Origin of the sequence: Kitasatospora sp. NPDC088391 (assembly GCF_044753345.1) — a bacterium.
Lineage (GTDB): Bacteria > Actinomycetota > Actinomycetes > Streptomycetales > Streptomycetaceae > Kitasatospora.
Genome location: NZ_JBIVNB010000004.1, coordinates 397,150 through 421,058 on the forward strand (window position 1 = coordinate 397,150; position 23,909 = coordinate 421,058).

Genomic DNA, 23,909 nt, shown 5'->3' on the forward strand with positions numbered 1-23,909 from the left:
ACGCGCCAGCAACACCCTCACGCGCCAGCAACACCCTCACGCGCCAGCAACACCCTCACGCGCCAGCAACACCCTCACGCACCGGCAGTACCCTCACGCGCCAGCAACACCCTCACGCACCGGCAGTACCCTCACGCGCCAGCAACACCCTCACGCACTGGTCGCACTCCTCGCACCCCTCGCACCAGTGACACCCACACACGCAGGTAACACCCCCTCACTCCCGCCAGAAAGGCGAACCGACGGATGATCACCTCCCTGCTGGTGGCCAATCGGGGCGAGATCGCCCGCCGGATCTTCCGCACCTGCCGGACCCTCGGCATCGCCACCGTCGCCGTCCACTCCGACCCCGACGCCGACGCCCCGCACGTCCGGGAGGCCGATCTCGCCGTCCGCCTGCCGGGTGCCGCCCCGGCCGACACCTACCTGCGGGCCGACCTGCTGGTCCGGGCCGCGCTCGACGCGGGCGCGGACGCCGTCCACCCGGGGTACGGATTCCTGTCCGAGAACGCCGGGTTCGCTCGTGCGGTGCTCGACGCCGGACTGACCTGGATCGGCCCGCCGCCGGAGGCGATCGCCGCGATGGGCTCCAAGACCGCCGCGAAAGCGCTGATGGCGGGGGCGGGCGTCCCGGTCCTGACGGTCGGCGCGGAACCCGTCGAGGCCGACCTGCCGCTGCTGGTCAAGGCGGCCGCGGGCGGCGGCGGCCGCGGGATGCGGGTGGTGCGCACCCTCGCCGAACTGCCCACCGCCCTCGCCGCCGCCCGGGCCGAGGCCGCCGCCGCGTTCGGCGACGACGAGGTGTTCTGCGAGCCCTACCTCCCCACCGGGCGCCACCTGGAGGTGCAGCTGCTCGCCGACGCGCACGGCACCGTCTGGGCCGTCGGCGACCGGGACTGCTCGCTGCAGCGCCGGCACCAGAAGGTGATCGAGGAGGCCCCGGCCCCCGGGCTCGCCCCCGACCTGCGGGCCCGCCTGCACGCCGCCGCGACCGCCGCCGCCCGGGCGATCGGCTACCGGGGCGCAGGCACCGCCGAGTTCCTGCTCGCCTCGGACGGGCGGCTCGCGTTCCTGGAGATGAACACCCGCCTCCAGGTCGAGCACCCCGTCACCGAATGCGTCACCGGCCTCGACCTGGTCGCGCTCCAACTCGCCGTCGCCGAGGGCGAGAAGCTCCCCGCCGACCCGCCGCCGAGCCGCGGCAGCGCGATCGAGGCCCGGCTGTACGCCGAGGACCCGGCACGCGGCTGGCGCCCCGCCACCGGCACCCTGCACCTGCTCGACATCCCGGGCGTGGACGTCGAGTTCGCCACCCTCCCGACCGCCGCAACCGCCGCAACCGCCACGGCCGCCCAGGTCACGGCCACCGGCCTGCGCCTGGACTCCGGCGTCGCCGACGGGGGCCGGATCACCGTGCACTACGACGCGATGCTCGCCAAGGTCATCGCCTGGGCGCCCACCCGCGCCGCCGCCGCCCGCCGCCTCGCCGACGCCCTCGGCCGGGCCCGCCTGCACGGCCCGGCCACCAACCGCGACCTGCTGGTCCGCGCCCTGCGCCACCCCGCCTTCCTCGACGGCGCCGTGCACACCGCCTTCCTCACCGACCACGCCGCCGAACTCACCGCCCCGGACGACAAGTCGGCGCCGCTGGCCGCCCTCGCCGCCGCCCTCGCGGACGCCGCCGCCCGCCGCCCCGGACCGCACGCCCTCCCCTCCGGCTGGCGCAACCTGCCGTCCCAGCCGCAGACCAAGCACTACCGCCCCGCCGACGCCGACACCGCCCCCGACCACCCCGCCGCCACGCTCGACGTCCGCTACCGCCTCACCCGCGACGGCCTGCTCGCCGAGGACCACCCGGGCGTCCAACTCCTGCACTCCACCGGGGAGTCCGTCGACCTGCTGGTGGACGGCGTGCGCCACCGCTACCGGATCGCCCGCTACGGCGACCGGGTCCACGTGGACGGTCCGACCGGTCACCACGCCCTGGTCGCCCTCGACCGCTTCCCCGACCGCGCCGCCGAACTCGCTCCCGGCACCCTGCTCGCCCCGATGCCCGGCACCGTCGTCCGGGTCGCGGCCCGGGCCGGCGACCGCGTCACCGCGGGCCAACCCCTGCTCTGGCTGGAGGCGATGAAGATGGAGCACCAGGTCACCGCCCCGGCCGACGGCACCCTGACCGCCCTGCACGCCGAAGCCGGCCGCCAGGTCGACACCGGAGCCGTCCTCGCAGTCGTCGACCCCGCCCCCGAAGCCGCGACTGCCTGACCCGCGAGCACCGTTCACGCCCGGCCGCCGCACCACCAGGCCCCGCACCACCAGGCCCCGCACCACCCACTCGGAAGCACGGAAAGGACCACCCTCATGTCCGCACCGCTGATCGAGACCGAGGACCGTCGCGCCCTGCGCGAAGCCGTCGCCGCCCTCGGCCGCCGCTACGGCCGCGAGTACTTCCAGCGCAAGGCCCGGGCCGGTGAGCCCGTCGAGGAACTCTGGTCGGAGGCGGCCAAGTTGGGCTACCTCGGGGTCAACCTGCCCGCGGAGTACGGCGGAGGAGGCGCGGGCATCGCCGAACTCGCGTTGGTGCTGGAGGAGTTGGGCGCGGCCGGCTGCCCGCTGCTGATGCTGATCGTCTCCCCGGCGATCTGCGGTACCGTGATCGCCCGGTTCGGCACCGAGGAGCAGAAGCAGCGCTGGCTGCCCGGACTCGCCGACGGCACCCGGGTGATGGCGTTCGGCATCACCGAGCCCGACGCCGGGTCCAACTCGCACCGGATCTCCACCGTCGCCCGCCGCGCCGAGGACGGCAGCGGCGACTGGCTGCTCAGCGGCCGCAAGGTGTTCGTCTCCGGCATCGACCACGCCGACGCCGTGCTGTTCGTCGGCCGCACCGAGGACGCCAGGACCGGGAAGCTCAAGCCCGCGCTGTTCGTCGTGCCGCGCGAGAGCCAGGGCTTCGAGTACCGCCCGATCCCGATGGAACTCACTGCCCCGGAGCGGCAGTTCCAGGTCTTCCTGGACGACGTCCGACTGCCCGCCGACGCCCTGGTCGGCGACGAGGACGCGGGGCTGCTGCAACTGTTCGCGGGCCTCAACCCGGAGCGGATCATGACGGCCGCGTTCACCCTCGGCATCGCCCGCTACGCGCTCGACACGGCCGTGGCCTACGCCCGCACCCGCACCGTCTGGGACCGTCCGATCGGCGCCCACCAGGGCATCGCCCACCCGCTCGCCCAGTGCGCCATCGAGGTCGAACTCGCCCGCCTGATGACCCAGAAGGCCGCGCAGCTCTACGACGCGGGTGACGACCTCGGCGCGGGCGAGGCCGCCAACATGGCCAAGTACGCGGCGGGCGAGGCCTCCTGCCGGGCCGTCGACCAGGCCGTCCAGACCCTCGGCGGCAACGGCCTGACCCAGGAGTACGGCCTGGCCGCGCTGATCACCGCCACCCGGGTCGGCCGGGTCGCGCCCGTCAGCCGGGAGATGATCCTCAACTACGTCGCCCAGCACACCCTGGGCCTGCCCCGCTCCTACTGAGGCCGCCGGCGGGGACGGACCGGGCCGGCACATCCCGCACCCGCACCGTCCCCGCACCCACCCCGTCCCCGCACCGCCCCGTCCCCGCACCGCCCCGTCCCCGCACCGCCCCGTCCCTGAACTGCCCCGTTCCCGCACCATCCCGTCCCCGCACCACCACCCACCTGCCCACGTTCTAGGGTTGCCCCGGATCGGCGATCACCGGCCCGTAGGCCGAGGGCGCCGCCGACGGTTCCGCAGCGGACCGCCGACCGGGCCCGGACACCTGAAACACCCTCAGCCCCGGACGGAGCAGCCATGACCACGCGCCACCCGCGCGCCCACACCGACCCCGCCCCGACGGTCGACGACGCCGCCCTCGCGCTGCGCGCCGCCGAGGCGGGCGCCGAAGCCGTCCGCGCCCACCCGTGGCACGACGCGGCGAAGCACCACAAGGGCGGCAGCGGCGACTTCGCCACCACCGCCGACCTCGCCGCGGAGCGCGCCGTCCTCGACGTGCTCCGCGCCGCCCGCCCGCAGGACGCCTTCACGGGGGAGGAGTACGGCAGCGGCGGCGCGGCGGGGGCCTCCCGCCGCTGGCTGGTCGACCCGCTCTGCGGGACGCTCAACTACGCGGTCGGCACCCACCTGGTGGGCGTCAACGTCGCCCTGAGCGAGGACGGCCGCACCACCGCCGCCGCGACCGCCGACCCGTACACCGGCGAGACGTACTGGACGGACGGCGAGCGGGCCTGCCTGCGCCGCGACGGCGCCGACAGCCCGCTGGTCCCGTCCGCCGAGTCCCGGCTGGTCGACCTCAACCTCGACCCGCCCTACCCGAACGCCCCGGAGGTCCGGGTCGCCCGGCTGCTCACCGAACCGGACTTCGAGGCGGAGTTCCGGCCCCGGGTGGTGTCGAGCACGATCGCGGTGGCCTGGGTCGCGGCCGGCCGCCGCGCCGCCTACCTGACGGACGGTCACTTCGAGAACTGCGTGCACTTCTCCGCGGGCATCGCGCTCTGCCTGGCGGCCGGCTGCACCGTCACCGACCTCCGGGGCGAACCGCTGCACAGCGGCGGGGGCGGACTGGTCGTCGCCGCCGACGCCAGGACGCACGCCCGCCTGTTGGAGCTGATCGAACGCCAACGGGGCGGCGGCGTACGCCGGTAAGCCGGGCACGCGCCCTGGTGATCCGGACGGAAGGACGGCAGTCTTGGCCGCACACCGTCACACCGTCCGGGCCACCCCGCCCGAACACCGCTCCGCCCGAACACCACCCTGCCGACCACCCGAACGCCACCACCACCCGTCACCGCCCACCGCCCGCCCACCGATCCGCCCGGAGGCCCGCATGGTGTTCCACAGCGACTACCCGTTCGTCGCCCCGCTGGACCTGCCGATCCACGAGGCCGTCCTCGGCGGCTGCGCCGAGGGGGAGGACGCCGACCGGCCCGCGCTGATCGACGGCCTGACCGGACGGAGCGTCAGCTACCGCGAACTGGACGCCGGCACCCGGCGGGTCGCGGCGGGCCTGGCCGAGGCGGGCGTCGGCAAGGGCGAGGTGGTGGCGCTGTTCAGCCCCAACTCGCCGGCCTACCCGCTGGCGTTCTACGGCGTCACCCGCACCGGCGCGACCGTCACCCCGGTCAGCTCGCTCGCCACCGCCGAGGAGCTGGCCGGGCAGCTGCGCGACTCCGGCGCCCGCTGGATCATCACCGTCGCGGCCTTCCTGCCGGTCGCCCGGGAGGCCGCCGCCGCGCACCCGGTGGCGGAGATCTTCGTCTGCGACCCCGCCGAGGGCCACCGCTCGCTCGCCGACCTGGCCGCCGGCTCCGCCCCGGAGCCGCAGCCCGTCCTCGACCCGGCCGCCGACCTGGCCGTGCTGCCGTACTCCAGCGGCACCACCGGCCTGCCCAAGGGCGTGATGCTCACCCACCGCTCGGTCTCCACCAACCTGGCCCAGGTCGACACCCTGCTCGGCCCGGCCCCGGGCGAACGCATCCTCGCGGTGCTGCCGTTCTTCCACATCTACGGCCTGACCGCCCTGCTCAACCGCCCGCTGCGGGCCCGCTCCACCATCGTGGTGCTGCCCCGCTTCGACCTGGAGCAGTTCCTGGCGGCCATCCAGGAGCACCGGATCGAGGCGGTGTACGTGGCCCCGCCGATCGTCCTCGCGCTCGCCAAGCACCCGCTGGTCGACCGCTACGACCTGTCCTCGATCCGCCACGTGCTCAGCGCCGCCGCCCCGCTGGACGCCGAACTCGCCGCCGCCTGCGCCCGCCGCCTCGGCCTGCCGCACCTGCTCCAGGGCTACGGCATGACGGAGCTCTCCCCGGTCACCCACGTCGTCCCGCCGAACGACCCGCACCCGCCGGTCGGCACCGTCGGCCGCCTGGTCCCCGGCACCGAACTGCGGGTGATCGCCCTCGACGAGCCCGGCCAAGAGCCCGGCCGAGGTCCCCGCCGCGACCTCGGCCCCGGCGAGGACGGCGAACTGCTGTTCCGCGGCCCGCAGGTGATGAAAGGCTACTTCGGGCGGGACTCCGAGACCGCCGCGACCATCGACCCGGACGGCTGGCTGCACACCGGCGACGTCGGCCACGTCGACGCCGACGGCTACCTGTACGTCGTCGACCGGGTCAAGGAGCTGATCAAGTACAAGGGCTACCAGGTCGCCCCGGCCGAACTGGAGGCCGTGCTGCTCACCCACCCGGGCATCGCCGACGCCGCCGTGGTCGGCGTCACCGACGCCGAGGGCACCGAGCACCCCAAGGCGTACGTGGTGCCCGCGTTCGGCTGCGAGCTGGCCGAGCAGGAGGTCGCCGAGTACGTGGCCCGCCGGGTCGCCCCGTACAAGAAGGTCCGCGCGGTGGAGTTCATCGCGGAGGTCCCGAAGTCCGCCAGCGGCAAGATCCTCCGCCGCGAACTGCGCGACCGCGCCCGGCGCGGCTGACCGGGCCGACCGGGCCGACGGGGCCGACGCGACCGGCACCGGCAACCGGGGCCCGGCACGACAGGCCCGACGGCGGCTCCCGCGCAAGGGTCCGGCGGCGGCTCCCGCACGTAGGATCGGACCCCGCACCCCCGGCGCCCCGGGGCCGAACCCGCCGAGCAGGAGCCGCCGATGCCGACCAGCACCCCCGCCGCCCGCACCCCTCAGCAGGACCGCAGCCGCGCCACCCGCCGCCGGCTGCTGGAGGCGGCGGTGGAGTGCCTGGCCGAGGTCGGCTGGAACGGCTCCACGGTGCTGGTGGTCGCCGAACGGGCCGGCGTCACCCGCGGCGCCGCCCAGCACCACTTCCGCACCCGCGAGGACCTGTTCACCGCAGCCGTCGAGCACGTCGCGGCCGAGCGGCTGGCCGTCGTCCTCGCGCACGTCGAGCGGCTCCCGCCGACCGGCCCGGCCCGCACCGAGGCCGTGGTCGAGATGATCGTCCGGCTGTACACCGGCCCGCTGTTCCGGGCCGCCCTGCACCTGTGGGTGGCCGCCGCCACCGAGGACGCGCTGCGCGAGCGGATCGTGAGCCTGGAGAACCACATCGGCCGGGAGGCGCACCGCGCCGCCGTCGAGTGCCTGGGCGCGGACGAGGGCGCCACCGGCGTCCGGGAGACCGTCCAGGCCACCCTCGACCTGGCCCGCGGCCTGGGCCTGGCCAACCTGCTCACCGACGACGGGCCGCGCCGGGCCGGCATCGTCCGCCAGTGGTCCCGGCTGCTGGACGCCGCGCTCGCCGCCCCGGGCGCGGACGGCGCCCCGCGCACCGCCCGGGACGACCTGCCGCACCCCTCGTGATCAAGCCGTGACCTGCTGGGACGCGGCGCTGACCGGCCGCGACGCGCCGACCGGCGGACGGCACCGGCAGATCGCCGCCGCACCCTTGCCCGGAAAGGCCGGAATCCACCAGACTCGCCTTTTCGGTCCGACCGCCCGCACGACCACCAGTCGCCAGCGTGCTGCCGGACGTGCAGTCTGGTGGAAGCCGGAACTCCCGGCGGCACCGGGGAAGGTACGTACCGGGCAGGTGGCCAACTGAGCACGCACGGGTTCGAACAGACGCCCGACCACGACGCGGCGGGCGCCGCTTCCGCACGCCTGGCGGGGCACCGCCTGGTCACGCTGGCCACCGCGCTGGTCCAGGAGGACGGCCGCATCCTGCACTGGAGCGAGGAGGCCGAGGCCCTCACCGGCTGGACCGCCGACGAGGCGATCGGCGCCTACCCGGCCCGGCTGCTGCTCCCCGAGGAGGCCCGCGAGGCCGGCGAGAAGCTGTTCCGCCAGCTGGTGGCCGGCCGCGGCTGGTCCGGCACCCACCGGGTCCGCCGCCGCGACGGCGTCGCGGTCGAGCTGGAGTTCCACACCTACCCGATCACCGGCCCGGACGGCAGCGCCCTGCTGCTCGCCACCGCCTCCGACGTGCACACCCTGCGCGAGGTCGAGTCCGACCTCGCCGTGCTGGACGGCTTCTTCACCCAGTCCCCGATCGGCCTCGCCGTCTACGACACCGACCTGCGCTTCGTCCGGCTGAACGCCGCGCTGGCCCGGATCAACGGCCTCACCGTCGAACAGCACCTCGGCCGCCGGATCTCCGCCGTGCTGCCCGGCATCAACGCCGCCGAGGTCGAGGCGGTGATGCGGCAGGTGCTCACCACCGGCAAGCCCGTCATCGACGCCCGCTCGCACGGCCGCGTCCCCGGCGACCCGCGCCGCGACCGGGCCTGGTCGGCGTCCTACTTCCGGCTGGAGGACTCCACCGGCCGGGTGCTCGGCGTCTCCTCCTCGATCATCGACGTCACCGAGCGCTTCCAGGCCGAGGCCCGCGCCGCCCGCGCCCAGGAGCGGCTCACCCTGCTGGCCTCCGCCAGCGCCCGCATCGGCACCACCCTCGACCTGCGGCGTACCGCCGAGGAGATGGTCGAGGCGGTGATCCCGCGGTTCGCCGACTTCGCCACCGTCGACCTGCTGGAGCCGGTGCTGCGCGGCGAGGAACCCGCCCCGATCCAGCCGGACAAGCCCATCGAGGTGCGCGCCGTCGCGGTCGGCGAGGCGTACGGCTCCGGCCTGACCGGTGCCGCCGCCCAGGTCGGCGGCACCACCGAGTACGGCGCCCACCGGGTCTACGCCCAGTGCCTGCGCTCCGGCCGCCCGCTGCTGAAGGCGCACGTCGACGAGGAGGTGCTGCGCGGCCTCGTCCCCGACCCGGACCGGGTCGCGCCCGGCCTCGCCGCCGGCATCCACTCCTACCTGCTGGTGCCGCTGATCGCCCGCGGCATGGTGCTCGGCGGCGCCGAGTTCGTCCGCACCCGCAACCCCGAGCCGTTCGGCGCCGCCGACGTCTCGCTCGCCGAGGAACTGGTCGCCCGCACCGCCCTCGCCATCGACAACGCCCGGCTCTACCGGCGCGAGCGCGAGACCGCCCTCACCCTGCAGCGCAGCCTGCTGCCGCAGGAGATCCACCGCACCCTCGGCCTGGAGATCGCCCACCGCTACCTGCCCTCCAGCGTGGTCAGCGAGGTCGGCGGCGACTGGTTCGACGTCGTCCCGCTCTCCTGCGGACGGGTCGCCCTGGTGGTCGGCGACGTGATGGGCCACGGCATCCGGGCCGCCGCCACGATGGGCCAACTGCGCACCGTGGCCCGCACCCTGGCCACCCTCGACCTGCCGCCCGAACAGGTCCTCGGCCGCCTGGACGAGACCGCCTCGGCGATCGGCGACGGCCAGTTCGCGACCTGCGTCTGCGCCGTCTACGACCCCGTCGACCGCAGCTTCGTGATCGCCTCCGCCGGCCACCTGCCGCCGGTCCGGGTCGACCCCGACGGCTCCACCCACGTCGTCCACCTGCCGCCCGGCGTCCCGCTCGGCGTCGGCGGCGGCGCCTTCGAGTCCACCGAGTTCACCCTCCCCGCCGGCTCCACCTTCGCGCTCTACACCGACGGCCTGGTCGAACGGCGCGGCCGCGACCTCGACGAGGGCATCGACCTGCTCGCCCGCACCCTCGCCGTCCCCGGCCGCACCCTGGAGGAGAGCTGCGACGCCGCGCTCGCCGCGCTCGTCACCGACGGCACCGAGGACGACATCGCGATGATCATGGCGCGGGTGCTGCCCGTCCCGTCCGACCGGATCGCCACCCTGCTGCTGCCCGGCGAGGGCCCGCTGCCCGCCCGGGCCCGCCGCTTCACCCGCGCCACCCTGGAGAGCTGGGGCCTGTCCGCGCTCACCGACTACGCCGAACTCGTGGTCAGCGAACTCGTCACCAACGCCCTGCTGCACGCCGACGCCCCGCGCCGGCTGCGCCTGTTCCGCGACCGCACCCTCACCCTGGAGGTCTCCGACGCCGGCGGCCAGCCGCCCCGGCTGCGCTCCTCCGCCGAGGAGGACGAGGGCGGCCGCGGCATCCACCTGGTCAGCGAGCTGGCCCACCGCTGGGGCAGCCGCCCCACCCGCCACGGCAAGGTCGTCTGGGCCGAGATCGAACTGCCGTACCGCCCGGGCTGACCGGGCCCGGCGGCGACCCGGCACCCGGGTGGCGGCAACCGGTCGCCGGGGCGGCGGAGCTGACGGAGAGTCGGAGGAATCCGCCCCGCCGAAAGGTCCCGCCGTGTCCGTCCGCCTCCTCACCGCCGCCGGCCTGCTCGCCCTCACCGCCGGAACCGCCGCGCTCGCCCCGCCGCCGTCCCAGGCCCTGTCCCCGTCCCCGCCCCCGTCCTCCACCGGCGACCCGGCGGGCCCGTCACCCACCGCGCCGCCCACCGCCGCCCCCGAGACGTCCCCCGCCCCCTCCTCCGCGCCGACCGCACCGACCACCGCCGCGCCGACCGCACCGACCACCGCCGCGCCCGCCACCACCGTGATCGCGCTGCGCGGCGCCGTCATCGACCCGAAGTACCCCGGCCGGGTCCGGGTCACCCTCGCCTACACCTGCGCCCCGGCCGAGGGCCCCCGCTCGCTGAACACCTCGGCCGAGCAGACCGACCCCACCGACCCGGCCACCGTCGCCTTCGGGGCGACCCGCACCTCGCCCACCCAGGTGGTCTGCGACGGCACCGAGCAGACCCAGACCGTGGTGGTCCCGTCCAAGACCAGCAACTGGCTGCCCGGCGTCGACGCCGTCCTGATCACCACCCTCACCGACCTCGGCGCGACCCCGCCCGCCGCCGCCGACGCCCGCGAGGTCCTCCTCGACCAGGCCCCCGCGTCCTGACGCCCCGTCGGCCGACCGGCCCCCGGCCCCGGCGCGCCGCCCGCCCCGCACCGTCCGCGCCGCCCAGACTGGGGCGCGGACGGAAGGAACCCCCGGATGACCACCCAGCCCACCCAGGCCGCCCCCCTCACGCAGGCGCGCCGCTGGCGGGCCCTCGCGGTCTGCCTGGTCGCCGGGTTCATGACCCTGCTCGACGTGTCGATCGTCAACGTCGCCCTGCCGTCCGTCCGCGACGGGCTGCACATGTCCGAGGCCGGACTCCAGTGGGTGCTCTCCGGCTACTCGCTGGCCTTCGGACTCGTCCTGGTCCCGGCCGGACGGCTCGGCGACGCGATCGGCCGCCGCCCCGTCTTCCTGACCGGCCTCGCCCTGTTCACCGCCACCAGCGCCCTCGCCGGGGCCGCCCGGACCGAACTCTGGCTGGTCCTCGCCCGACTGCTCCAGGGCATGGCCGGCGGACTGCTCGTCCCGCAGGTCTCCGGCTTCGTCCAGCAGCTCTTCCGCGGCAGCGAACGGGCCCGCGCCTTCGGTCTGCTCGGCACCACCATCGGCTTCTCCACCGCCGTCGGCCCGCTGCTCGGCGGCCTGCTGATCGCCGCCTTCGGCACCGCCGAGGGCTGGCGCTGGGTGTTCTACGTCAACCTCCCGATCGGCCTGGCCGCCCTCCCGTTCGCCCGCCGCCTGCTCCCCGCCCCCACCCCCGACACCTGCGCCCGCCGCGACTTCGACCCGGTCGGCGTGCTGCTGCTCGGCACCGGCACCGTGCTGCTGCTCCTGCCGCTGGTCCAGGCGCAGTGGCACGACGCCCGCAAGTGGCTGCTGCTGGCCGGCGCGGCGGCCGTCCTGGCGGCCTTCACCGGCTGGGAGCGCCGGTACGCGCGGCGGCGCGAACCGCTGGTCCACCCCGAGCTGTTCCGCACCCGCTCCTTCACCTCCGGGTCGCTGGTGTCGCTGCTGTACTTCGCCGGGTTCACGGCCGTGTTCTTCGTCTTCACGCTCTACCTGCAGTCCGGCCGCCACTACAGCGCCCTGCAGGCCGGACTCGCCATCACCCCCTTCGCCCTCGCCTCGGCCGTCGCCTCCACCGTCGGCGGACGCCTGGTCACCCGCCACGGCCGCCGCCTGATCGCCGCCGGGCTGCTCACCGTCACCGTCGGCCTCGCCCTGGCCGCGCTCGCCGTCCACCTCTTCGACGGCCCCGGGGTCGGCTGGGCCACCGCCCTCCCGCTCCTGCTGGCCGGCACCGGCAGCGGCCTGGTGGTCTCCCCGAACCAGGCCCTCACCCTCGCCGACGTCCCCGTCACCCGGGCCGGCTCCGCCGGCGGCGTCCTCCAGACCGCCCAGCGCATCGGCTCCGCCGCCGGCATCGCCACCGTCGGCGCCACCTTCTTCACCCACCTCCGCACCCCCGCCGACTACCCGGCCGCCTTCCAGCTCAGCCTCGCCGTCGTCCTCGCCTTCGTCCTCCTCGCCCTGGCCGCCGCCCTCCGCAACTGACGCCCCGTCAACGGCGGAGCCCCCGGCGCTCCGGCGGGGTGCCGGGGCTCCGGGGGCGTCCGGTACGACGGTCAGCCGCGCGGGCCGAGGGCCGCGTACAGGGCGGTGCCCGCCGTGAGCAGCAGGGCCGCCGTGGCCGTGGCGGCCGTGGTGCCCGCGGGCTGGAGCAGCCAGTGGACGACCTGGCCGGTGCGGCCGGCCGGGGGCGGGACGAACAGGGTCAGGGCCAGCCAGCCGGTGGGGAGGGTCCAGGCGCACACGGGGCCGAAGCAGACCGCGCCCAGGGCGGCCAGGCCGGCCAGGCCCGCACTGTCGCGCAGCACCACGGCGGCCGGGGCGAGGTCGGGCCCGAGCGCCTGGACGGCGAGCAGCGCGCCGGCCGCCGCCGCGCCGAGCAGCAGGACGTGCGCGGCCCGGCGCGGCGCCCAGCGGATCGCGGCGGCACGGTCCAGGGCGAGGTCCTGCCCGCCGAGGCCGAGGGTGGCGGCGACCACGTTCCCGGTCAGCACGAACACCGCGAGCGGCAGGTCGTCCGGCCCGGCGCGGGTGCCCCGGAGCGCCGCCCACAGCGCCGCCGCGACGGCGGCCAGCACCCCGGCCGAGACCGGCAACCGGCGCGAACGCCCGTACAGCACAAGGGCGTTCACCGGGCCTCCGCCCCGGTCAGCAGCGACAGCGGACGGTCCCCGGAGCAGGACAGCGCGGCCTCGCGCAGCGCGGCGATCCGGGCCCGCTGCTCGGCCGGGGCGGCGGCGGAGAACTTCGTCCAGGCCGCCTCGGCGTCCTGCCGCACCTGCTGCTCGTACGTGCCGGTGCCGGGTTTCTCCAGCGGTGTCACGGTGCGCTCGCCGAGCGCCCAGGCGGCCGCGATGCCCTGCGCCGCGGTGTCCTCGACCGAGCCGCCCTCCCAGGCGGTGCGGGCCCGGCAGGCCGGGACCAGGCCCCGGCCGACCAGCGCCCGGGTCAGGGCCGCGCCGCGGGCGTCCGCGAACGCCCGCTCGTCGAAGTCGACCACCACCGCGCCGGGGTCGGGCGTCCGGGGGTCGCCGAGCGCCCGCAGCTCGGTGTCCTCGCGGACCGTCCGCGGCGCGCCGTCGCCCAGCGCGCCGCCCAGCACCCGCAGCGCCTCGCCGCCGCTCGCCGCCAGCCCGGGCAGCCGGTCCCGGTGCGCGGCCGTCACGCACACGGGGCCCGCGCAGACCGCCCGCGCGGCCGCCCGGTCCACCGTCCAGGCGTCCCGGGCGGTGCCCGGCAGCACCGCCAGCGCCACCGCCGCCCCGGCCAGCACCGGCACCAGGGCCAGCAGCCGGGCCCGGCGCGAGCCCGCCACCAGCAGGGCGAAACCCGTCCCGGCCACGCCCAGCAGCCACACCGCCTGGCCCAGGTGCACCGGGCCGGACGGCGTCAGCAGCAGCTCGCGCGGCTCGGCGACCGCGGGGGAGAGCAGCGCGAGCCGCAACGGGCCCGAACTGCCGGGCAGCGCGCCCTCGTTGTTCTGCCGCAGCAGCGTGCCGGTCAGCAGCAGCAACCCCACCACCAGCGCGGGCGGCGTCAGCACCGAGGGCACGGCCCGCGCCACGCCCATCCCGAACACCGCGCCCGCGACCAGCGCCAGGCCCGCCACCAGCACGATCGGCAGCCAGCCGAGCGGCCGGTACGCCGTCCCGCCGTCCGCGACCAGCACCGCGCCGACCGCCACCAGCAGGCCGTAGCCCGCCGCCAGCGCCCCGGCCAGCGCCCCGGCGGGCAGCGCGGCCCGCCGCCAGGCCGGCCGCGACGTGGTCCCCAGCAGCTCCGAGGTGCCCGACCGGGCGTCCCGCAGGCCGTACAGCGCGCCGACGCCCACCACCAGCGGCCACCAGAGCGCCAGCAGGTAGCGGCTCCACAATGCCATCGAGGTCCACTGCGCGGTCCACCCGGCCGTGCCCTGCCACCAGATGCCGTCGAACCCGAAGAACACGCCCAGCGAGCCGCCCAGCACCAGCAGCCCCGCCCACGGCGCGGCCGAGCGCCGCAGCTCCGTCCCCAGGATCCGGAGGTTCACCAGTTCCCCCCGCGCGCGCCGGAGTCGTCGCGCAGCAGCGCCGAGTACCCGCGCTCCAGCGGACTGTCGCCCGGGTGCTCGGGGCCGCCCGCGGCGGCCAGCTCGTCGGGCGTGCCCCGGAACACCAGGCGGCCGTCCGCGAACAGCACCACGTCCGAGCAGGCCGCCGCCACGTCCTCGACCAGGTGGGTGGAGACCAGCACGCAGGCGTCCCGGCCCAGCTCCTGCAGCAGCTCCCGGAACCGCAGCCGCTGCGCCGGGTCCAGCCCGGCCGTCGGCTCGTCCAGCAGCAGCAGTTCGGGGTCGTTGACGATGGCCTGCGCCAGCCCGGCCCGGCGCACCATGCCGCCGGACAGCGTCCGCATCCGGTGGTCGGCCCGGTCCGCCAGCCCGACCCGCTCCACGGCGCGCTGCACCGCGCCCGGGACCTCCGCCTTCGGGACCTCCTTCAGCCAGGCCATGTACTCGACGAACTCCCTTACGGTGAAACGCTTGTAGTAGCCGAACTCCTGCGGCAGGTAGCCGATCCGGCGGCGCAGCGCCCGCAGGTCGCCGCTCCCCGCCGGGGTGCCGAGCAGCTCCAGCCGGCCCCCGGCGGGGCGCAGCACCGTCGCCAGCGCCCGGATCAGCGTGGTCTTGCCGGCCCCGTTCGGGCCGAGCAGCCCGTGCGCGCCGGTGCCCAGGGCGAGGTCCAGCCCGTCCACGGCCAGCTTCGTCCGGCCGGCCCGGACCCGCAGGTCCTCGGCCCGGATCTCCCAGGCGTGGGTCTTGGGCGCGATGTCGGTCGCGCCGGTGGTGCGTGGCATGGCGAAGTGTTCCCTTTCGAACATGTTCCGGATATCAGACGCGGGGGGCGGCGTAGCTCCGCCGACGGACCGCCGAGACGGCGGCCCCGAGAGCCAGCAGCACTGCCCAGTAGGGGAGTTGAGCGGTCTTCAGGAGGAACGGCAGCTGCCCGGTGAGCCAGACCGGCACGGCGGTCCCGGCGGCCCAGAGCGCGACCAGCCCGGCCGCGGCCCGCCCGACGCCCACCGCGCTGCCCAGCGCCAGGGCCGTCGCTGCCAGCGCCAGCCCGGGCAGCAGCCACTGCCCGGCCGTCATCGCCCCGGTCAGGCCGCCCGCCAGCAGCAGCCCGGGCACCACCACCGCCAGCGCGCCCACCGCCCGCCGCAGCAGCAGCGGCAGCCCCGACCGCGCCGTGGACGCCACCAGCCCGTGCATCGGGTCCAGCGCCGGCGACCAGGCCGCCGCCACCGCGCACAGCGGCAGCACCGGCGCGACCAGCAGCAGCGCCGACACCTCCCCGAACAGCTCCGGCGGCCCCGCCGAGTCCAGCAGCAGCGCCAGCAGCACCACCGCGAACGCCGCCGACAGCCACGGCCCCGCCAGCGGCGCCGCCCAGGCCGGCCGGCCGCGGTGGTGCCACCGCCGCGGCCGGGCCCGCCGCACCCCCGCCGCCGCGTCCAGCCCCGGCCCGAGACCGGCCCGGACCGACTCCACCAGCGCCGCGACGTCCGGCGCCGCCGCCGGCACCACCGCGGCCAGCCGGCCCCGGCAGCGCGCACACCCCTCCAGGTGCGCCTCCAGCGCCCACACGGTGTCCACCGGCAGCGCCGCCCCGCCCCGGGCGTAGTCCTCGATCAACCCGGCCGATGCGTGTTCCGCGCTCATGCCAGCTCCTCCCGCATCGCGATTCGGGCCCGGCGCGCACGGGTCTTCACCGTGCCCTCGGGCAGTCTGAGCAGGACGGCGGTCTCCCGGACGGTCAGCCCGTCCAGGACGGTGGCCTGCAGCACCTCGCGCAACTCCGGCGCCAGCCGGCGCAGCGCGTCGCCCACGTCGCCGCCGACCGTGCCGGCCAGCGCCTCCTCCTCGGCGGCCGGGACCGTCGCGCACCCCGCCGCCGCGGCGGGCGGCTCCGCGTGGTGCGCCCGCCGCCGGAAGGCGTCCACCAGCCGGCGGGCCGCGATCGTCCACAGCCAGCCCACCGCCGAACCGCCCACCGCGCTCCCGGCGAACGCCCCGGCGGCCCGCCACACCGCGAGGTAGGTCTCCTGCATCACCTCGGCGACGATCTGCTCGTCCGCGCACCGCCGCCGCAACCGCACCGCCAACCACGGCGCGGTCCGCCGGTACAACTCGTCGAACGCCCCCCGGTCCCCCTTGGCGACCCGCCGGAGCAGACGTTCCTCGTCCAGCTCGTCCAGCTCGTCCAGTGCTCTCCCACGTGCTCTCACACCAGCCAGACGTCGGGCCCACCGCCCAGGTTCTCGATCCGCAGTGATCCGCGCCACACCTGCCGGGGCCGCCGGGCTCCTCTCTTCCGGGGCTCGCTGGGGCTTCGCTTTTCCGGGCCCGTTGTGAGCGAAGCTCCAGGGGCCCGGGGAACGGCGGTGCCCAGTGGCGGGTGACCCACGGGCCGCGGAGCGCCACCCCGTTTCGGGCCCGAGGTCCTCGGCCGACGCCCCGTGGCGCCCTGCCGGGTTCCGGCGATCAGCCTCTCGGCCCCGCCGCTCCCCGGGCCCCTGACTTCTCCCGTCCCGCCTGCCGAAAAGTTCCCCGAGCCCCTGCGTCTGCCTACGCGCAGGCGATCCCCCGCACCGCGATCCTGAGTGCCCCCACCGGGTCGCCGACGGCGCTGGTGGCGCGCCAGCCGACGAAGCCGTCCGGGCGGACCAGGGCCGCGCCGCCGGGGCGCAGGCCGTAGACGGCGGGCCAGTTGGCGGGCCCGGCGGGTCCGCGGCCGGGCGGCGTCTCGGGGACGGGCTCGGGGGAGAGGTCCCCGTCCGGGCCGAGCAGCAGGCAGCGGATCGGGGCCCCGGTCTCCTCGGCGACCCGCCGGGCCGCCTCCGGCCAGCGCCCGCCGCCCTCGGCGGGGGCGAGCAGGACGAGCGAGGACTCGAACAGGTCGAGGGTGGAGACCCGTTCGCCGGAGGCGTCGCGCAGCCACAGGTGCGGGGCGCGGGTGCCGACCTCCCCGGTCGCGGCGAACTTCTCGGGGACGACCCCGGCGGTGGCGTCCGCGCCGACCAGCGCGCCCTCCAGGTAGCGGTAGCCGAGCGCGACCGCGAGCACGTTGGTCCGGGGCCCGCCGACGGGCGCCGCGTCGAAGCCGGGGTGCCGGTGCTCGACGGAGCGCGCCGCGGCCCGGGCCGCGGTCTGCACGGCGACCGGGCGCCGCTCCGCCCCGTAGCTCTCCAGCAGGCGCGGCCCGCCCCAGCCGGCCAGCACGGCGGCGAGCTTCCAGGCCAGGTTGTGGGCGTCCTGGATGCCGGTGTTGGAGCCGAACGCGCCGGTCGGCGGCATCTCGTGGGCGGCGTCCCCGCAGAGGAACACCCGGCCCTCGGCGTACCGGTCGGCGACCCGCTCGGCGGCGTGCCACGGGGCCCGGCCGGTGATCTCGACCTCCAGGTCGGGGACGCCCGCGGCGGCCCGGATGTGCGCGGTGCAGCGCTCGTCGGTGAAGTCCTCGACCCGCTCGCCGCGCTCCGGGTGCCAGGGCAGGTGGAAGACCCACTGCTCGCGGTTGTCGACGGGCAGCAGCGCGCCCGCCCCCGCCGGGTCGGTCAGGTAGCAGGCGATGAACAGGCGGTCGCCGACCACCTCGGGCAGCCGCTTGGCGCGGAAGGTGACGGAGACGTTGTGGAAGAGGTCGCCGCGCCCGGACTGCCCGATGCCCAGCCGCTCGCGGACGGGGCTGCGCGGCCCGTCCGCGGCGATCAGGTAGTCGGCGCGGACCTCGCGCTCCTCGCCGGTGGCCCGGTCCCGCAGGCGCGCCGCCACCCCGTCGGCGTCCTGCTCGAAGGAGAGCAACTCGGTGTTGAAGCGCAGGTCGCCGCGGAGCGCGGCGTGCCGCAGTAGCACCGGCTCCAGGTCGTTCTGGCTGCACAGGCACCACCCGGACGGGCTGAACCTGGCCAGCCCCCCGCCCGGGTCGATCTCCCGGAACAGCCACTCCTGCTCGTCCCCGGCCAGCGTCCGGGCCTGCAGGATGCCGTGGTTGCCGGCCAGCACCGAGGCCGCCTCGCGGACGTCCCGCTCCACCCCGGCGGTGCGGAACAGCTCCATGGTGCGCAGGTTGTTGCCGCGGCCCCGGGGGTGCCGGGAGGTCTCCGCGTGCCGCTCCACCAGCAGGTGCGGGACGCCGAGGCGGCCGAGGAAGAGCGAGGCGGACAGCCCCACCAACGAGCCGCCCGCGATCAGGACCGGCACCCGGTCCGCCATCTGTGTGTTCATCTGCTCTGCTCCATCCGTGCGGGGCGCGGGACGCGCCGGACCGGACATCCATCCCCCGCCGCGGACGGCCACGCAGGGTGCTTCGCCCGGATGGCCGTGAACTCTCGCGCCCGCCCCGTACCGCAATGACGATCGAGGGCGAACCGCGACCAGCCCGGCCGACCTCCGGCGAACGCCGTCCGAAAGCCAAGTCGGCCAAGGGCCCTCCGTGAGCAAACGACAGGATTCCCCGCCATGACCCTGCTGTCCGAGACCGAACAGCCCGCCACCGGCCGGCCCACCCCGGGCCGGCTCCGCGTCATCCTGATGCTGGAGGTCTACGAGGGCGCCCAGGACCGCTTCCTGGACGCCTACGAGCTGCTGCGCTACCAGGTCTCGGCCGTCCCCGGCCACGTCAGCGACCAGCTCTGCCAGTCCATCGACGACCCGTCCCGCTGGCTGATCACCAGCGAGTGGGAGAGCGCCGAACCGTTCCTCGCCTGGGTCGACAGCCCCGCCCACCGCGAGATGGTCAAGCCGATGCACGGCTGCGTCCGCGACAACCGCTCGCTGCGCTACACCGTGCTCCGCGAAACCCGTGGCACCACCGCCACCGACACCGCGGCCCCGCCGCTGCGCCCCGGCGAGCACCACCCCGGCGTCCCCGGCACGCCCCGGCCCGGCCCGGACGGCGTGGTCCGGCACGGGCTGAGCTTCACCGTCCGGCCCGGCGCCGAGGCGAAGGCCGCCGAACTGCTCGCCGGCTACCGCTCCCCGCAGGCCCGGGTCGACGACACCACCCGCCTGCTGCGCACCTCGCTGTTCATCCGCGGCAACCGGGTCGTGCGCTGCGTCGAAGTGGCCGGCGACCTGGTCGCCGCGCTGCGGCACGTCGCCCGGCAGCCCGAAGTGCGGGCCGTCGAGGAGGCGATCAACCCGTACCTGGAGGAGGACCGCGACCTCGACGACCCGCTGTCCGCCCGGGACTTCTTCCAGCGCGCCGCGCTCCCCGCCGTCCACCACCACGCCGGGCTCAAGACCGGCCCCGTGCAGCGGCACGCCTACCTGTACCCCGTCCGCCCCGGCGCCGGCGGCTTCCTCGCCGACCTGCTCGCCACCGAGGACGAGCACGCCGTCGCCGACCCCGGCAGCCCGCTGGTGCGCTCCACCGTGCACCGCCGCGAGGACCTGGTGGTCCGGCTGGTCGACCTGCTGGCCGACCCCGGCCAGGACCCGGCGACCGCGCTCGGCGTCGCCGGACCCGGCGCCGCCGCCGTCCTCGGCAAGCTCACCGCGCCCGCCGACCGCACCCCCGAGGGCCTGCGCCGCCTGCTCGCCGAGTGCGCGATGACCCCCGTCACCGACCGCAGCTCCGCCGACGACTGAGCGGACGCCGCCCGGCCCGTGCCCCCCCGACCGAGAGGAAGACCCACCATGACCACCGAGCTGCCACGCGTCGTCCACGTCGACGACGCCCCGCCCAACCGCAAGCGCGGCGGCGACCTGCGGGCCATGCTGACCCCGACCGCGGTCGGCGCCACCAGCGGCTTCATGGGGGTGGCGATCGTCGGCCCCGGCGAACGGATCGGCGAGCACTACCACCCGTACTCCGAGGAGTTCGTGTTCGTCGTCGAGGGCGACCTGGAGGTCGACCTCGACGGCGTCCCGCAGAAGCTCCGCCCCGACCAGGGCCTGATGATCCCGATCGGCATGCGGCACCGCTTCCGCAACGTCGGCACCGGTGACGCCCGGATGGTCTTCCACCTCGGCCCGCTCGCCCCGCGCCCCGAACTCGGGCACGTCGACACCGAGGAGCAGGGCGCGACCGAAGCGGGACCGCCCGAACCGGCGGGGGCGGCCTCGTGAACCGCCGGGTCGCGGTCACCGGGATCGGCGTCGTCGCGCCGGGCGGCATCGGCGTGCCGCGGTTCTGGGACCTGCTGACCGCCGGCCGCACCGCCACCCGCGGCATCACCCTGTTCGACCCGGAGGGCTTCCGCTCCCGGATCGCCGCCGAGTGCGACTTCGACCCCGCCGCGCACGGCCTCACCCCCGAGCAGACCGCCCGCAACGACCGCTACGTGCAGTTCGCGCTGGTCGCCGCCGACGAGGCGGTCGCCGACGCCGGACTCGACCCGGAGCGCGAGGACCCCTGGCGGATCGGCGTCTCGCTCGGCACCGCCGTCGGCGGCACCACCCGGCTGGAGCACGACTACGTGCTGGTCAGCGGCCGCGGCGAACACTGGGACGTCGACCACCGGCCCGCCGAACCGCACCTGGAGCGGGCCTTCTCGCCCTCCACGCTGGCCTCCGCCGTCGCCGAGCGGATCGGCGCGCACGGCCCCGTGCAGACCGTCTCCACCGGCTGCACCTCCGGCCTGGACGCCGTCGGCTACGCCGCCCTCGCCATCGAGGAGGGCCGCGCCGACGTGGTCGTCGCCGGGGCCGGCGACTCCCCGATCTCGCCGATCACCGTCGCCTGCTTCGACGCCATCAAGGCCACCTCGGCCCGCAACGACGACGCCCCGCACGCCTCCCGGCCCTTCGACGCCGGCCGCGACGGCTTCGTCCTCGGCGAGGGCGGCGCCGTCCTGGTCCTGGAGGAGTGGGAGCACGCCCGGCGCCGCGGCGCCCGGATCTACGCCGAACTCGGCGGCTTCGCCACCTTCGGCAACGCCTACCACATGACCGGCCTCACCCAGGACGGCCTGGAGATGTCCCGGGCCATCGACCGCGCCCTCGGGCACGCCGGACTCCCCGGCGAGGCCGTCGACTACGTCAACGCGCACGGCTCCGGGACGAAGCAGAACGACCGGCACGAGACCGCCGCCGTCAAGCGCTCGCTCGGCCCGCACGCCCGGCGCACCCCGATGAGCTCCATCAAGTCGATGGTCGGGCACTCGCTCGGCGCGATCGGCGCCATCGAACTCGTCGCCTGCACCCTCGCCCTGCACCACGGCGTCGTCCCGCCCACCGCCAACTACACCGAACCCGACCCCGAGTGCGACCTCGACTACGTGCCCCGCACCGCCCGCGAGGCGCCGCTGCGGCACGTCCTGTCGGTCGGCAGCGGCTTCGGCGGCTTCCAGTCCGCCGTCGTGCTCAGCCGGGCGGGGGCGGCCGCATGAGCGCGCGCAGCGCGGTGATCACCGGCGTCGGCGTGGTCGCCCCGCACGGCATCGGCGCGGACGACCACTGGAAAGCGCTGTCCGAGGGCCGCTCCGCACTCGCCCCGATCGACCGCGAGGGCTGCGCGGACCTGCCGCTCAAGGTCGCCGGACTGGTCCGCGGCTTCGACGCCGAGGCGTACGTCGAACCCCGCTACCTGGTCCAGACCGACCGGTTCACGCACTTCGCGATGGCCGCCGCCGAACTCGCCGCCGCCGACGCCGGCCTGGCCGACCACCCCGACGACCCGTTCGGCGTCGCCGTGGTCACCGCGGCCGGCTCCGGCGGCGGCGAGTTCGGCCAGCGCGAACTCCAGCACCTGTGGTCCGAGGGCCCGCACCACGTCGGCCCCTACCAGTCGATCGCCTGGTTCTACGCCGCCTCCACCGGCCAGATCTCCATCCGCGGCGGCTTCAAGGGCCCCTGCGGGGTGGTCGCCTCCGACGAGGCCGGCGGCCTCGACGCGCTCGCGCACGCCGCCCGCGCCGTCGCCCGCGGCACCGACGCCGTCCTGGCCGGCGCCGCCGAGGCCCCCGTCGCCCCCTACTCGATGGTCTGCCAGCTCGGCTACCCCGGGCTGTCCACCGAGGCCGACCCCGACCGCGCCTACCGCCCCTTCGGCTCCGACGCCACCGGGTTCGTGCCCGGCGAGGGCGGCGCCATGTTCGTCGTCGAGGACGCCGCCCGGGCCCGCGCCCGCGGCGCCCGGGCCCGGGCCCGGATCGCCGGGCACGCCGCGACCTTCACCGGCGCCGCCCGCTGGGCCGACAGCCGCGAAGGACTCGCCCACGCCGTCCGCGGCGCCCTCGCCGAGGCACGCTGCGCCCCCGACGAGGTCGACGTGGTCTTCGCCGACGCCCTCGGCGTCCCCGAGGCCGACCGCGCCGAGGCCCTCGCCCTCGCCGACGCCCTCGGCGACCACGCCGCCCGCGTCCCCGTCACCGCCCCCAAGGCCGGCCTCGGCCGGGCCCACTGCGGCGCCCCCGCGCTCGACGTCGCCGCCGCCGTGCTCGCCCTGGAACACGGCCTGGTCCCGCCCACCCCGCACACCGCGGACTGCCCGTACGGCCTCGACCTGGTCACCGGCCGTCCGCGCGCCGCCGAACTGCGCACCGCGCTGGTGCTCAGCCGCGGCCTGATGGGCTCCAACACCGCCCTGCTGCTGCGCCGGGCCTGAACCGTCCCAAGGAGCTGCCATGTCCTCCGAGATCACCTACGAGGAACTCGCCACCCTGATCAAGACCCGGGCCGGCGTCGCCGTCACCGTCGACGACCTCGCCGACCCCGGCCGGATGTTCCTCGACCTCGGCGTCGACTCGCTCGGCGTGCTCGGCGTCCTCGCCGACCTGGAGAACCGCTACGGCGTCTCCATCGACTCCTCCGAACTGCTCGGCCGCCCCGTCGCCGAGTTCCTGCGGACCGTCAACTCCACCGTGAAGGCTGGTGCCTGAGATGCCCGGACACACCGACAACACCGTCCTGATCAACGCCCCCGTCGACCTGGTCTGGGACGTCACCAACGACCTGGAGAACTGGCCGCAGCTGTTCAGCGAGTACGCCGCCGTCGAGGTCCTCGACCGGCAGGGCCAGCTCGTCCGGTTCCGGCTCACCATGCACCCCGACGAGAACGGGAAGGTCTGGAGCTGGGTCTCCGAGCGCGAGGCCGACCGCGACCGGCTCGCCGTCCGGGCCCGCCGGGTCGAACCCGGCCCGTTCGAGTTCATGGAGATCCGCTGGGAGTACGAGGAGGTGCCGCAGGGCACCAGCATGCGCTGGGTCCAGGACTTCGCCATGAAGCCCACCGCCCCCGTCGACGACCTCGGCATGACCGACCGGATCGACCGCAACTCCAAGGTCCAGATGGAGCTGATCCGGGCCAAGGTCGAGCACCGGGCCGGAGCCGCCGGATGAACGCCCCGCACCGCACCCCGGCCCCGCACCGCACCCCGGCCCCGCACCGCACCCTGATCGTCGCCCGGATGAAACCCGGCACCGCCGAGCACATCGCCGGCGTCTTCGCCGACTCCGACCGCGGCGAACTGCCCGGCCTGATCGGCGTCAGCGGCCGCAGCCTGTTCCAGTTCGGCGACGTCTACCTGCACCTCATCGAGTCCGAGCGCCCCGCCGGACCGGAGGTCGCCAAGTACGCCGCCCACCCCGAGTTCCGCGACATCAGCGACCGCCTCGCCGTCTACGTCGACGCCTACGACCCGGCGACCTGGCGCGGACTGAAGGACGCCATGGCGCACGAGTTCTACCGCTGGGACCGCTGA

The 23,909-nt window shown here is 76.2% G+C and carries 21 protein-coding genes; 15 read left to right on the top strand and 6 right to left on the bottom strand.

All coding sequences use genetic code 11. The features are described 5' to 3' along the window. Positions 1–246 precede the first annotated feature (246 nt). From ACIQBJ_RS14935 to ACIQBJ_RS14970, 8 genes are all read left to right on the top strand, one after another. A complete protein-coding gene (locus ACIQBJ_RS14935) occupies positions 247–2,265 on the top strand; it encodes an acetyl/propionyl/methylcrotonyl-CoA carboxylase subunit alpha (RefSeq protein WP_400708877.1) in 2,019 nt (672 codons plus the stop codon). A gap of 96 nt (positions 2,266–2,361) precedes the next feature. After that, positions 2,362–3,534: an acyl-CoA dehydrogenase family protein gene (locus ACIQBJ_RS14940; RefSeq protein ID WP_400708879.1), complete on the top strand. Its 1,173-nt coding sequence runs from the start codon at positions 2,362–2,364 to the stop codon at positions 3,532–3,534. 297 nt (positions 3,535–3,831) lie between these two features. Then, positions 3,832–4,683, top strand: coding sequence for an inositol monophosphatase family protein (locus tag ACIQBJ_RS14945; protein WP_400708881.1), 852 nt, complete (start codon positions 3,832–3,834; stop codon positions 4,681–4,683). Positions 4,684–4,864: 181 nt separating this feature from the next. Continuing rightward, positions 4,865–6,466 carry a 4-coumarate--CoA ligase family protein gene (locus tag ACIQBJ_RS14950; protein WP_400708883.1) on the top strand — a complete coding sequence of 534 codons (1,602 nt, stop codon included), beginning with the start codon at positions 4,865–4,867 and terminating at the stop codon, positions 6,464–6,466. Between the two features lie 171 nt (positions 6,467–6,637). After that, on the top strand, positions 6,638–7,306 hold the full coding sequence (locus ACIQBJ_RS14955) for a TetR/AcrR family transcriptional regulator (RefSeq protein ID WP_400708885.1): 669 nt from the start codon (positions 6,638–6,640) through the stop codon (positions 7,304–7,306). Positions 7,307–7,486: 180 nt separating this feature from the next. Then, the gene (locus ACIQBJ_RS14960) at positions 7,487–10,006 is read left to right on the top strand and encodes a SpoIIE family protein phosphatase (protein WP_400708887.1); all 2,520 of its coding nucleotides are present in this window, start codon (positions 7,487–7,489) and stop codon (positions 10,004–10,006) included. 103 nt (positions 10,007–10,109) lie between these two features. Further along, positions 10,110–10,712, top strand: coding sequence for a hypothetical protein (locus ACIQBJ_RS14965; RefSeq protein ID WP_400708889.1), 603 nt, complete (start codon positions 10,110–10,112; stop codon positions 10,710–10,712). A gap of 96 nt (positions 10,713–10,808) precedes the next feature. After that, positions 10,809–12,209, top strand: coding sequence for an MFS transporter (locus ACIQBJ_RS14970; protein WP_400708891.1), 1,401 nt, complete (start codon positions 10,809–10,811; stop codon positions 12,207–12,209). 71 nt (positions 12,210–12,280) lie between these two features. Here ACIQBJ_RS14970 and ACIQBJ_RS14975 read toward each other — a convergent pair whose 3' ends face one another. The 6 genes from ACIQBJ_RS14975 to ACIQBJ_RS15000 all read right to left on the bottom strand — a co-directional run bounded on the left by ACIQBJ_RS14975 (position 12,281) and on the right by ACIQBJ_RS15000 (position 18,489). Next, positions 12,281–12,856, bottom strand: coding sequence for a hypothetical protein (locus ACIQBJ_RS14975; protein ID WP_400708893.1), 576 nt, complete (start codon positions 12,854–12,856; stop codon positions 12,281–12,283). Further along, entirely contained in the window at positions 12,853–14,253 is a 1,401-nt protein-coding gene (locus ACIQBJ_RS14980) for a hypothetical protein (RefSeq protein ID WP_400708895.1), read from the bottom strand. The genes ACIQBJ_RS14975 and ACIQBJ_RS14980 overlap by 4 nt, the downstream gene beginning before the upstream one ends. Beyond that, entirely contained in the window at positions 14,250–15,059 is an 810-nt protein-coding gene (locus ACIQBJ_RS14985) for an ABC transporter ATP-binding protein (protein WP_400708897.1), read from the bottom strand. Before ACIQBJ_RS14985 ends, ACIQBJ_RS14980 begins: the two co-directional genes overlap by 4 nt. 34 nt (positions 15,060–15,093) lie before the next feature. After that, positions 15,094–15,924, bottom strand: coding sequence for a zf-HC2 domain-containing protein (locus ACIQBJ_RS14990; protein WP_400708899.1), 831 nt, complete (start codon positions 15,922–15,924; stop codon positions 15,094–15,096). After that, on the bottom strand, positions 15,921–16,469 hold the full coding sequence (locus ACIQBJ_RS14995) for an RNA polymerase sigma factor (protein ID WP_400709776.1): 549 nt from the start codon (positions 16,467–16,469) through the stop codon (positions 15,921–15,923). Before ACIQBJ_RS14995 ends, ACIQBJ_RS14990 begins: the two co-directional genes overlap by 4 nt. A gap of 361 nt (positions 16,470–16,830) precedes the next feature. Further along, positions 16,831–18,489: an FAD-dependent oxidoreductase gene (locus ACIQBJ_RS15000; RefSeq protein WP_400708901.1), complete on the bottom strand. Its 1,659-nt coding sequence runs from the start codon at positions 18,487–18,489 to the stop codon at positions 16,831–16,833. 234 nt (positions 18,490–18,723) lie between these two features. Between ACIQBJ_RS15000 and ACIQBJ_RS15005 the strand changes: the two genes are divergently transcribed. Genes ACIQBJ_RS15005 through ACIQBJ_RS15035 form a run of 7 tightly spaced genes read left to right on the top strand, consistent with a single transcriptional unit; the run spans position 18,724 to position 23,909 of the window. Then, positions 18,724–19,854 (top strand): SchA/CurD-like domain-containing protein, encoded by a 1,131-nt coding sequence (locus tag ACIQBJ_RS15005; RefSeq protein ID WP_400708903.1) that lies wholly within the window; start codon positions 18,724–18,726, stop codon positions 19,852–19,854. A gap of 48 nt (positions 19,855–19,902) precedes the next feature. Next, on the top strand, positions 19,903–20,334 hold the full coding sequence (locus tag ACIQBJ_RS15010) for a cupin domain-containing protein (protein WP_400708905.1): 432 nt from the start codon (positions 19,903–19,905) through the stop codon (positions 20,332–20,334). Next, positions 20,331–21,596 (top strand): beta-ketoacyl-[acyl-carrier-protein] synthase family protein, encoded by a 1,266-nt coding sequence (locus ACIQBJ_RS15015; protein ID WP_400708907.1) that lies wholly within the window; start codon positions 20,331–20,333, stop codon positions 21,594–21,596. The genes ACIQBJ_RS15010 and ACIQBJ_RS15015 overlap by 4 nt, the downstream gene beginning before the upstream one ends. Then, complete coding sequence (locus tag ACIQBJ_RS15020; RefSeq protein WP_400708909.1) at positions 21,593–22,813, top strand: beta-ketoacyl synthase N-terminal-like domain-containing protein; 1,221 nt, start codon at positions 21,593–21,595, stop codon at positions 22,811–22,813. The genes ACIQBJ_RS15015 and ACIQBJ_RS15020 overlap by 4 nt, the downstream gene beginning before the upstream one ends. 19 nt (positions 22,814–22,832) lie before the next feature. Next, complete coding sequence (locus ACIQBJ_RS15025; protein WP_400708911.1) at positions 22,833–23,087, top strand: acyl carrier protein; 255 nt, start codon at positions 22,833–22,835, stop codon at positions 23,085–23,087. Position 23,088: 1 nt separating this feature from the next. Then, complete coding sequence (locus tag ACIQBJ_RS15030; protein WP_400708913.1) at positions 23,089–23,547, top strand: SRPBCC family protein; 459 nt, start codon at positions 23,089–23,091, stop codon at positions 23,545–23,547. Then, complete coding sequence (locus ACIQBJ_RS15035; protein ID WP_400708915.1) at positions 23,544–23,909, top strand: TcmI family type II polyketide cyclase; 366 nt, start codon at positions 23,544–23,546, stop codon at positions 23,907–23,909. Before ACIQBJ_RS15030 ends, ACIQBJ_RS15035 begins: the two co-directional genes overlap by 4 nt.